The following is a 9,875-nucleotide window of genomic DNA, read 5'->3' as shown; positions in this document are numbered from 1 at the left end:
AGGTGTTTAAAATTTTGGCAAACAAGTATCGCAATAGACGTAAACGTTTCGAAATACGAGCAGCCCTAATCTGCGGTCTAATCAACCATGAAAACCAAAACTAAATCCCGAGGAGGTCTATTATAATGTTAGGTATAAGGGGCATTATGGAACCTCTGAGGCTGATGATGCATGGCAAGAAATATTTCCCCGCTCAGATATCGGTGGTGATGTACGCGGCGGATTTCCCGCGCAGTCCGGTTCTGAATACACAACACTATCCTTTATTTTAGGTGAACCACTACCCGATTACATAGGAAGTACAATTGGAGGTAGTGGGGGATTATTAGCTGGGGTAAATTATTTTTATGGTATGGTGATTGATATCCAAGTAGAGGCAACGGCTGTTACCGTCAAGGAGGAATGGCATTCTTTTTTTGCGACTACTTTTTACTATCGCTTTGTAGATGAGCTGAGTGGTTGGAGTGGTACAAAAACTGTGTCTATACCTGAATACAAATATGAAGCCTCCAATCAATCTGAACCAACACCCAACCCAACCTATACCTCAGATCAGCCATCACAAACAGAACAACCACCACAAACTGAGATGATAGTAGCAGGGTTTAGTTTGCTTGAGTTTAGTTTGGTGATTATTCTATGCACTACTTTGCCGGTGTTGGTTATTGTGCTTATTTATACAAGAAAAACTTCAAGACACAAACAGACTACACAAACACAAACATAGTAGCAGAGTTATAGCATCCAAAGCCTACCCTGAACCCTTAGAGATGCCTGCGGGTGGATAAAAATGTCCACTTTCATGTCATCGTTACTCATGTGTTGTCTTCAAATCTACTATAAATTTATCCAAATTCACCGTTGAGGTGCCATCTGTATTTTTTAGTAACTGTTTTGCTGGCGGATTCTCCAAATAAAAGGGTATGCGGTCCCTAAATCGGTCCTCAAAAGTTGGTTCAAGTGGATTTTGATAGAAGACCCCAATAGGTATGTGTTCACCCCATTCATACGCTTTCTCAATGCCTGCCAGTTTCTTTTTAAAATTTTCGTCCTCATCATGGACAACTGGATCAAACCCGCTGTTTTGAAGTTTGTAGAGCCGACTCTGTGCTCTGCCCTGAGCATCTTTGCGATCCTCACCCGCATACCACTCCTTGGTGTTAATGTTATTGTAGACTGGGCAAGGTTGCAATATCTCAACGAGTGCTAAACCCCTATGTTCCATGGCTTTTTTTATGGTGCCTTTTAGATGTTCTAAATCAAAGGCATACGAGCGCGCCGCAAAAGTGTAACCTGCCGCAATTGCTAATGAAATAGCTACCAGACGCTCATTGATGTTGGGTTGTGCCAGAGCTTTTGTCTTCAACCCCAACTTGAGGGTAGGTGAAGCCTGACCTTTGGTTAGACCATACACCCCATTATTGTGCAAAAGATACACCATATCGATATTTCGTCGTCCAGCATTGACAAAATGTCCCGCACCAATACCCAATCCATCCCCATCACCCCCAACTCCAATGACTTTCAGCGCAGGATTTGCCATCTTTATACCCATCACAAAGGGTAACAATCTGCCATGAAGTGTATGTACACCATTGGCTTTGACAAAGTGGGGCAGTTTAGCGGCATTACCCACTCCCGAGACTATGACTAGCTGGTGAGGTTCTATTGATAATTCGGATAGTGCCATCTGTAAAGCTGATACGATACCATGATTTCCACAACCCGGACACCAATCCACATAGACCCCTGACTTATACTCAGATGGTTTATGCGCCAAGCATCAACACCTGCCGTTGGGGCGCTCTATCTTCTAAAACTGCTAATATGGCTCCATAGACCTCCGTTGTCATCATGGGCCGACCTGTATATTTGAGGATGTAGTGGCTGGGTTGGATTTGGGTTTGCTCCGCAATTATGCCGCCTAGCTGTGCCATATGGTTGTTTTCAATGTCTATAATGCGTTTTTTATCTGACAAGATCTGTTTTATATAAGCAGAGGGAAACGGATGAATCATCCTTATTTGCAGATAACCCAAACTTTTGTTTTCTTCTCTTAGCTGATTGAGCGATTCTATGATAGCACCCTTAGTCGAACCCCAGCTCACAACAATGTTTTCAGCGTCTTTGTCTCCAAAGAATTTTGCTCTAAACTCCATCGGCACTTCTCTGTTAACAACTTCGAGTTTGCCTATGCGCTTATCCATCATTTTGCGTCTATTGAGCGGTTCCTCGTTTATGTTGCCCCGCTCATTGTGCTCATCTCCGCTATACCACTGAATGGCATTTTTGGTTCCAAGAAACGCCCGCGGCGAAATCCCATTTTCACTAAATTCAAACCGTTTGTAGTCTTTGTCTTCCAGTTCTTTTTTGCCTACAATTAAGCCTCGATCAATTTTTACTTTAGAATAATCAAAGGTCGCATAGGTTTGTGACGAGTTTGCCATACCCTTATCAATCAAATGGATTGTGGGCATTTGATATTTTTCTGCCAAGTTGAAAACCTCTGCGGCATCAAAGAAGCACTCCTCAATGTCACCTGACGCGACGATTATGCGTGCAAATTCGCCATGAGCGGCATGTATTGCAAAGCGTAGATCTTGCTGGCTGTGGCGTGTGGGTTGTCCTGTTGAGGGTCCACCTCGCTGATAATAGGTAATAACTAGGGGTACTTCGTTGTTGCCTGCCCAGCCCAATCCTTCAACCATCAGTGAAAATCCTGGTCCAGAGGTGCTTGTTGCGGCTCTTGCACCCGCTAGACATGCACCTGAGGCTGAGTTTACTGCGGCAATTTCATCTTCGGTCTGTAGCACGATAACTGCTTCTTGATTTCCTGTTTTGGTTTTGAGGATTTCATGGGCTTCTATGTATTCGCTCTCATCAGCCGCAGGTGTGATGGGATAGTATGTTTGCATTCTGCATCCGCCCAACACTTTGCCCATAGCAACTGCTTGGTTTCCAGTCAAAAAAATCCGTTGTTCATTTATGGGGTGTCGTTCCAGTTTGTACTTGAAACCTTTTACATCAAAAGTATTCTCGGTATAATCATATGCATGATTTAGAGCTGTTAGGTTCATGTCAACGATTTTTTCATGGAAGGTGGCCTTTATTGCGTTTTCCACAAGTTTGCGATCATACTTTAGTAGCGCAAAAGATACACCGATAGTTAAGACATTGATCATCTTGGAAAGTGTGCCTAGATTTTCTATACCTGTTTTTTTTCCGATTTCTTTGAGCAGTTCCATGTATGATATCGCATAAACCTGTATTCTTCTTTGTTTGGCATAATTGAGATAATCGCTAATAGTTTCGCCTACACCATTCTCTTTTTGAAAATCTCGAATTTGATTTTTGTATTCCTCACTAAATGTTTTGATATCTTGTAGGGTGTTAACTGAGAGGTCGCGTGAATCTACGATTAAGCCGCCTTCATTCACGATTTCACTAACATGACGCACCACAGTTTCAGCATCAAAGGCTGCCAGTAAATCCACATCTGCAATATTTGCCTCTATGGGCTGTTTACTGAGCCGTTGATGAAAGTAGCTATGCATTGTTTTGATGTTGGAGTGGTATTCTCGTCTGCCAAAAACATAGTTGCCTCCATATCCACAGGCTTTGCCAAATATGGCGGATGCTGTATCAACCCCGCTTCCCTGCGGTCCACCCGCCATCCAGTTTATACTATCAATTACCATTTGCTTTCCTCTGAACCTATTTTGTGGCTAAAGCGCAGAATCTGTATACTCTACAAGGGGGTATTTCGTATTGATCTGGCACTGCGTTTTATTTGTCAAAAGTTCCATAGTTGAGTTTGCTGGATGCGCCGCGGAAAATTGTTGCATATACCCGCTTCGCCTCTGCCATATACTTTAGTGGACTCTATAGAATTTAATGTTTCGGAAAAAACAGTTTGCAGTGATGTTTTATTTTGTATTCAATCTCTTACCAACGTTAATATGGTGAATGACCAATTAATCGGATATGCCAGTTATGGTAGTTGTTGGTGGAGGTGTTATTTGCGCTTGTTTGATTGTTGCTGTGTCCGTTTGTTCTTGACCATGGTGAATTGGTGTTTGTTGTGTTAAGTTGGGGATGGTTCTTCGGTTTCTGATGTTTGTTGTTTTTTTATTTCTGCTATTTTTTGGTTTACTTCGTTTAATCTTTGTCGCATTGTTATGATTGATTTTGTGAAATGTTTTCTTTGGGTTTCTAGGGTTTGGAGGGTTTCGTTGTTTTTGTTTCTGTCATCGAGAAAGGCATTTAGTGGTGAGGGTATGTTGGGTGGGGGTGTAGCTGTTTCAATGTTTAGAACGTCGCGTGCGAATTCGGTGAAGAGGTTGCTCATGTTGGTAAAGATTTCGGATTGTTTTATGATGGCTTGTTTGAGGATGATTTCGCCTGAGGGGGTTATTTTGTAGATTTTGAGTTGTCGGTTTTTTTGTGTGTGCCAGTCTCCTTTGATGTATCCGCTTTTTTCGAGGTCGCGCAGGATGGGGTAGACGCCTCCTGGGGTGGGTGCCCAGAAGCCTTTGGTGCGGTTTTCGATTTCTTTCATGATTTCGTAGCCGTGGCTGGGTTTTTTGTTAAGGAGTATGATAATGCCCATGCGTATGTAGCCTGTTTGGGCTACTTTGATCCAGTTTTGTGTGTCTTCGTTTTGGGGTTCGGGTTTCAACTTCGGTTCGGTTTATATAGTATTGGTAGGCAACTTTTATATTTTGCCACAATATATTGCTGTCGATAATATTCAAAAGGGGGTAATCCCATGGATAATGGCAACATAATTGAAGTTAAGAATTTGACAAAGACATTTGGAAAATTTACTGCAGTAGATGACATATCCTTTAGTGTAAAAAAGGGTGAAATCTTTGGTCTTCTGGGCCCAAACGGCGCAGGAAAAAGCACAACTCTTCGCATGTTAAGTACACTATCACAACCCACCAAGGGAACCGCAACCATCGGCGGTTATGATACCGTAAAAAATGACATGCAGGTCCGCAAACTCATAGGCATAGTCAGCGAAAAAATGATAATCTACAACCGCCTAACCGCCAAAGAAAACCTCTACTTCTTTGGCAATCTCTTCAACATACCCAAAGACACACTAAACAAACGCATCGACGAACTGCTCGAACTTGTCAAATTAACTAAATTTAAAAACGCTCAAGTCGGCACCTTCTCAACAGGCATGCGCCAACGAATGAACGTAATCCGCGCGCTTCTAAACATGCCCCAAGTACTCTACCTAGATGAGCCTACCCTAGGTTTGGATCCTCAATCCTCTGTTGAAATCCGCGAATTCATAAAAAAACTCAACCAAGAACAGGGCACAACCGTAGTTCTAACCACACACATGATGGTTGATGCAGATCTGCTTTGCGACCGCATAGCCATTGTTGACCATGGAAAAATCATCGCCCTAGACACATCCACAAACCTCAAAAAAATCATCTCTGGAGCAGACACCATGATAATAAACCTTGAAATAGCCAACCTAACCCCCGATATACTAAGCGCCATAAAAGCCCTAGACTGCATAGACGCAGTTACACAAGAAACAGCTGCCCAACTACGCATTATCGTCCATGGCGAAGACGCCTTTGACACAATAGTAGATCTCGTACGCAAACGCGGCGGCAAAATAACCTCCATGTCTAACCTACAACCAACCCTCGAAGACGTGTTCCTCCACATAACCGGACACGACGTCCGCGACACCGTAGCAGAAAAAATTTCAACAGAACGTCGGCGATTTGGTGCACCACAAGCACGGGTGAGATAACATGACCGCACAAACAATCATAAAACACAGCCTTCGCATCGCCTGGAAAGACCTCATGGAACTATTCCGTAACCGAATGGGCCTAGTACTACTCATTGTGATGCCCCTGTTCATGATGGTTATGGTCGGCTTCATCTATCCCTCCGGCGGCGCAAGCCTAAACAACATGCCCATCGCCATGGTTAACGAAGACGCCGGCTTTAACGGCTCATATCTGCCAAGCCAAACCTTCTTCACCACCCTGCAGAGCATAAACGATCAAACAGGCATGATGACCCTAACTACTGCTTCAAGCTTAGAAGAAGTCACCGACTTGGTCCAACGAGGAGAACTCAGCGGAGGCATTGTAATCCCCAGTAACTTTAGCCAATCCATCCTAAGCGGCGAGCAGGGAACCATAATCATCGTAACAGACCAATCAAACCCACAAATATCAGCCACCATCAACGCTGTTCTCTCAGGCGTATTTGACGGCATGTCCACCGCAATGGCCCAACAAAACGTACTCCTGATGAACCCCACCCTAAACCAAACCACAGCCCTAGCAGTCGTAAAACCCCTAACAGTGCAATCTCAGGGAGTAGTTCCAGGCAATCCGAGCTACTTTGACTTCATCGCACCAGGCCTTATGGCTATGACCGTTATGATGAGCGTCATGACCGGCTTACCAGTCGCAATTTCCCATGAAAAAGAACTCGGCACCATGGACGGCATGATGGTCGCACCTGTTAACCGACTCTCTATCCTGCTGGGAAAAACCCTAGCACAGACCCTGCGAGGCCTAATACAGGGCGCCATTATACTGGCACTAGCAATTGGCATATTTGGAGTCGCCATACAAGGTAACATACTCCTAGTGTTTGCCTTGCTGTTACTGGGCGTATTTAGCTTCGTTGGTTTAGGCATAGTCATAACCTCATTCACCAAAGATCAAGAAACCGCACAAATGCTCATGATGACCCTAATGTTCCCAATGATGTTCCTTAGCGGAGTATTCTTCCCCATACAACAAATGCCCGGATTCATGCAAGCCATCAGCCACTTCCTACCGCTGACATACGCTGCCGATGCACTACGCAAAGTCATGGTCCTAGGCGCCGGTGTATCTCAAATATCCACTGAACTCTTAATCCTCACAGGATTTGGCGTAGTCATGATAGCCATAGCACTTCCAGTCTTCCGAAAAATGATGACCCGATAGGAGACAGCAAAATGAGTACTCTCTGCTCAAGGTGCCCTTTTTTTCAACTGGCACCCCTGCTAAGGCGCAGAAACGCCCGCAAACGATGCCGCCTCGAACCCCAACGACAACTCCGCATCTACAAATGCAAAGACTTCCCAGAAAAAAAACAACACGAATAACCGCATTTCTTATGCGGTATCATCTATTTTTAAAATCAGCATCAAAAGCGCCAAAATAACTAGCTTATTTATACCCAATTCCGGATTTACTGATATTTGCTATGGGTTATAATGAAATACTGACACCCTGTTGCCTTCCTGCTTTCACCATCATATTAATGCGCTTAAATCAAAGTCAATATCTTACGGTTACTCTCTCCGCAATCCATTTAACTCTCAAAACGACTTCTAACTTAAATGTCCAACTCAGATGTGCCCTCTCAAAAAACTAGGTCTTCTACTAAACGGATTCTAAAAATAACGCTTCAAGTAGTTGCTATAGTTGCGATTGTGGCGGTTTTGCTTTGGTATATTGGCACAACCGTTCCAACAGATTTTAAACCTGATGAACCCACAATCATACGCGGCATAGATTTCCTCTTTATCACCATTCTTGAAATGAATGTATCCTACTTTCTTTTGGCATTTTTAATGTACTTTGGAATCAATGTATTCTTTACAATACGGCTAAGACGCGTCCTAGCCAAAGACGGTGTAAAAACCACCTTTGGAAAAAGTCTTCTTGCACAGTACGCAGGAATGCTCACAAGTGACTTCACCCCCGGACGCGCAGGTTACATCCTGACCCCTGTTTACCTCAGAGACCAAAATGTCCCCGCCTCAAAAGGGCTCTCAAGCATTCTAGGCATCCAAACCATCGAGTTCCTTGTCAAAGTGGCTGGCGGTATAGGTGCAGTGACTTTTCTAATGTACACAGTTCCAACGGCAACATGGACTGAAATGTTTCCACAAGACATAGCGGGGGTAAACATCGGCATCATTATAGCCGGGTTGGGTATAGGCTTGATGTTTCTGGGAGCAATTGTGTTGGCTGCATTTACATGGTCAAAGCGAGCTATTGCAATATTTGACCGCATCGCAAACTGGCGATTCATAAAAAGATTCGCTGGTGGCTTAATGGGCAAACTAGAAGAATACAAAGAAAGCGCACACAGCACACAACGTGCCATACCAGAAATCTTTGCGCTAACGATGGTATGCTGGGTACTCAAAGGGTTTGAATGGTACTTCTTAGGCTTAGCTCTAGGCATTACAACTGTATCTCCGATAGCTTTCTTCTTAATTCACCCCTTAGTAACCGCTTTGGCGTTTATTCCAATCCTTCCAGCTGGAATTGGTGTGCAGGAATTCGGAATTATCGGCATACTTGGTTTGCTTGGTGTTCCCTTAGAAATAGCGGCTGTATTTGCAATCATCGCCCGTTTAATGCTAATATTCCAAGACCTCATAGGCGTACCTCAAATCGTCAAATCAACAAGCCTGATATTCTCACGCAAAACACCCCAAGAACCCTCCTCTCCTGTTCCGTCTGCACCCGTGTAGTCGTACCCTAACTGCTCAGTCTGTTTATTTCACGTGCCTGCCTGTAGTTGTGTCGGTAAACTGGCAGTGTATCTGTTCAATAGTTACTCGCTTGGTTTCTAAACTATAACGTCTTTATAGTTGATTTTCTAATACCCTCATTAGAATCTGGTGAATAGTGTGGCATCGTTTACGCTTATACTTTATGAAGCTCCCTATAGCAAAGATCGTGCTCTAACGGCGCTTAGATTTGCCACTACCTGCGATTTAGAAGGCCATAGCGTCCGTATTTGGCTTTTTGAAAATGGTGTTTATCTTGCCAAGAAAGGGCAAAAACCTGCTCAGGGTTTAGTTAACTATGGGCAGATGCTCCAAGATCTTCTCAAAGGCGGTATTGAAGTTAAGGCTTGTGTGGTTTGTGCAGAAGCGCGCGGCTTATCTGAGACTGAACTGATTGAGGGTGTAAAGCTGGCGACAGTGCATGATTTGGTTGAGTGGACGGTTAATAGTGACAAAGTTATACCCTTTTAGTGCTTGTGAATTGGTTGAGTGTTGAAAAGCTTGATGTGAGGGGTAAGATGTGTCCTCTTCCGGTTGCTTTTACTAAGCGTAAGCTCGATAGTATGATTTCTGATCAGTTGCTTGAAGTTACAGGTGAGGGTGAACTCGAGTTTGATAATGTGCAGCGGTGGGTAAAAAATCAAGGGCACCAAGTTGTTCAAGCACAAAAAACTGATGGTGAGTTCAAGATATTAATAAAAAAATGTTGATGTGTCAGTTTAGCCTTTTTAGCTTTTAAAGGTTGCAATGAATCCGCGGGTTACATCTTTGATTGATTGAATTAGGGGGTAGCGGATTGTTTCGGGTGAGAGATTTGCAAGGCGGTCTACTCGGAAATAGATGGGCGGATGCGGATCCATTCCTATCCATTCTTGAATACGATAGGAGGGGGTTCTCTCATAGAGTAGTCTTTGGAATCCGATTTTTTCAAGGGATTCGGCTAGAATTTTGGGGTTACCTACTACCATGGCCGAGATTAAGTCTGCTCGGGCTTCGAAGAATTTGGCTATGAAGAAAATCACGACCATAATTATCCAAAAGTATGCGAAAAATAAAAGCGATGTAAAAATTAGTGGGAACAGGGGTAGCAGTACATAGAAGCGGAAGAGAAACTCGGCAGAAACTAATCCGTAGAGTATGAGCGGGTCTCGACCCCTAAGGTGCCCAAACTCATGTCCCAAAACTCCCAATAGCTTAGGTATTGAGTAAGGATATGTGTGTTTATGTAGTTTTATGGATTTTCGGTTTGGTTGGCTGTTTGTAAATCTTGTTTAGGTAAGTCAATGGTGACTTTTTTGCACTTTTT

11 protein-coding genes and 1 pseudogene are annotated in these 9,875 nt (G+C 43.7%); 8 read left to right on the top strand and 4 right to left on the bottom strand.

Annotated elements, in window-relative coordinates; translation table 11 throughout:
• Together FWF39_RS10755 and FWF39_RS10750 are read left to right on the top strand one after the other, a co-directional pair.
• A pseudogene (locus FWF39_RS10755) lies at nt 1–104 on the top strand (IS5/IS1182 family transposase); the annotation flags it as partial.
• Nucleotides 105–352: 248 nt separating this feature from the next.
• Nucleotides 353–727, top strand: a complete 375-nt coding sequence (locus tag FWF39_RS10750) for a hypothetical protein (protein ID WP_343383441.1) — start codon at nt 353–355, stop codon at nt 725–727.
• Nucleotides 728–811: 84 nt separating this feature from the next.
• On the opposite strand, the gene FWF39_RS10745 is transcribed toward FWF39_RS10750, so the two are convergent.
• From FWF39_RS10745 to FWF39_RS10735, 3 genes are all read right to left on the bottom strand, one after another.
• Complete coding sequence (locus FWF39_RS10745) at nt 812–1,780, bottom strand: thiamine pyrophosphate-dependent enzyme (protein ID WP_343383440.1); 969 nt, start codon at nt 1,778–1,780, stop codon at nt 812–814.
• Nucleotides 1,770–3,698 carry a 2-oxoacid:ferredoxin oxidoreductase subunit alpha gene (locus tag FWF39_RS10740; protein WP_343383439.1) on the bottom strand — a complete coding sequence of 643 codons (1,929 nt, stop codon included), beginning with the start codon at nt 3,696–3,698 and terminating at the stop codon, nt 1,770–1,772. The genes FWF39_RS10745 and FWF39_RS10740 overlap by 11 nt, the downstream gene beginning before the upstream one ends.
• Nucleotides 3,699–4,084: 386 nt before the next feature.
• On the bottom strand, nt 4,085–4,678 hold the full coding sequence (locus FWF39_RS10735; protein WP_343383438.1) for a PadR family transcriptional regulator: 594 nt from the start codon (nt 4,676–4,678) through the stop codon (nt 4,085–4,087).
• Between the two features lie 90 nt (nt 4,679–4,768).
• Between FWF39_RS10735 and FWF39_RS10730 the strand changes: the two genes are divergently transcribed.
• The 6 genes from FWF39_RS10730 to FWF39_RS10705 all read left to right on the top strand — a co-directional run bounded on the left by FWF39_RS10730 (nt 4,769) and on the right by FWF39_RS10705 (nt 9,279).
• Nucleotides 4,769–5,785, top strand: a complete 1,017-nt coding sequence (locus FWF39_RS10730) for an ABC transporter ATP-binding protein (RefSeq protein WP_343383437.1) — start codon at nt 4,769–4,771, stop codon at nt 5,783–5,785.
• Between the two features lies 1 nt (nt 5,786).
• Entirely contained in the window at nt 5,787–6,986 is a 1,200-nt protein-coding gene (locus tag FWF39_RS10725; protein ID WP_343383436.1) for an ABC transporter permease, read from the top strand.
• Nucleotides 6,987–6,997: 11 nt separating this feature from the next.
• A complete protein-coding gene (locus FWF39_RS10720) occupies nt 6,998–7,147 on the top strand; it encodes a hypothetical protein (RefSeq protein ID WP_343383435.1) in 150 nt (49 codons plus the stop codon).
• A 237-nt stretch (nt 7,148–7,384) separates the two neighbouring features.
• Nucleotides 7,385–8,530, top strand: coding sequence for a lysylphosphatidylglycerol synthase transmembrane domain-containing protein (locus tag FWF39_RS10715; RefSeq protein ID WP_343383434.1), 1,146 nt, complete (start codon nt 7,385–7,387; stop codon nt 8,528–8,530).
• Nucleotides 8,531–8,689: 159 nt separating this feature from the next.
• The gene (locus tag FWF39_RS10710) at nt 8,690–9,040 is read left to right on the top strand and encodes a DsrE family protein (protein ID WP_343383433.1); all 351 of its coding nucleotides are present in this window, start codon (nt 8,690–8,692) and stop codon (nt 9,038–9,040) included.
• A 14-nt stretch (nt 9,041–9,054) separates the two neighbouring features.
• A complete protein-coding gene (locus tag FWF39_RS10705) occupies nt 9,055–9,279 on the top strand; it encodes a sulfurtransferase TusA family protein (protein WP_343383432.1) in 225 nt (74 codons plus the stop codon).
• Between the two features lie 18 nt (nt 9,280–9,297).
• On the opposite strand, the gene FWF39_RS10700 is transcribed toward FWF39_RS10705, so the two are convergent.
• Nucleotides 9,298–9,759, bottom strand: coding sequence for a M56 family metallopeptidase (locus tag FWF39_RS10700; protein WP_343383431.1), 462 nt, complete (start codon nt 9,757–9,759; stop codon nt 9,298–9,300).
• Nucleotides 9,760–9,875 lie beyond the last annotated feature (116 nt).

It is taken from the genome of Candidatus Bathycorpusculum sp. (assembly GCF_009778815.1).
Taxonomy (GTDB): Archaea; Thermoproteota; Bathyarchaeia; order Bathyarchaeales; family Bathycorpusculaceae; genus Bathycorpusculum; species Bathycorpusculum hydrogenotrophicum.
Note: the sequence above shows the minus strand (reverse complement) of the source record. Positions and strands in the feature narration are given on the sequence as shown.

Bases quoted from the DNA above. Each gene is read 5' to 3' on its own strand.
- FWF39_RS10715 (WP_343383434.1), top strand. From the start codon at position 7,385: ATGTCCAACTCAGATGTGCCCTCTCAAAAAACTAGGTCTTCTACTAAA.
- FWF39_RS10740 (WP_343383439.1), bottom strand. From the start codon at position 3,698: ATGGTAATTGATAGTATAAACTGGATGGCGGGTGGACCGCAGGGAAGC.
- FWF39_RS10720 (WP_343383435.1), top strand. From the start codon at position 6,998: ATGAGTACTCTCTGCTCAAGGTGCCCTTTTTTTCAACTGGCACCCCTG.
- FWF39_RS10730 (WP_343383437.1), top strand. From the start codon at position 4,769: ATGGATAATGGCAACATAATTGAAGTTAAGAATTTGACAAAGACATTT.
- FWF39_RS10725 (WP_343383436.1), top strand. From the start codon at position 5,787: ATGACCGCACAAACAATCATAAAACACAGCCTTCGCATCGCCTGGAAA.
- FWF39_RS10750 (WP_343383441.1), top strand. From the start codon at position 353: ATGGTGATTGATATCCAAGTAGAGGCAACGGCTGTTACCGTCAAGGAG.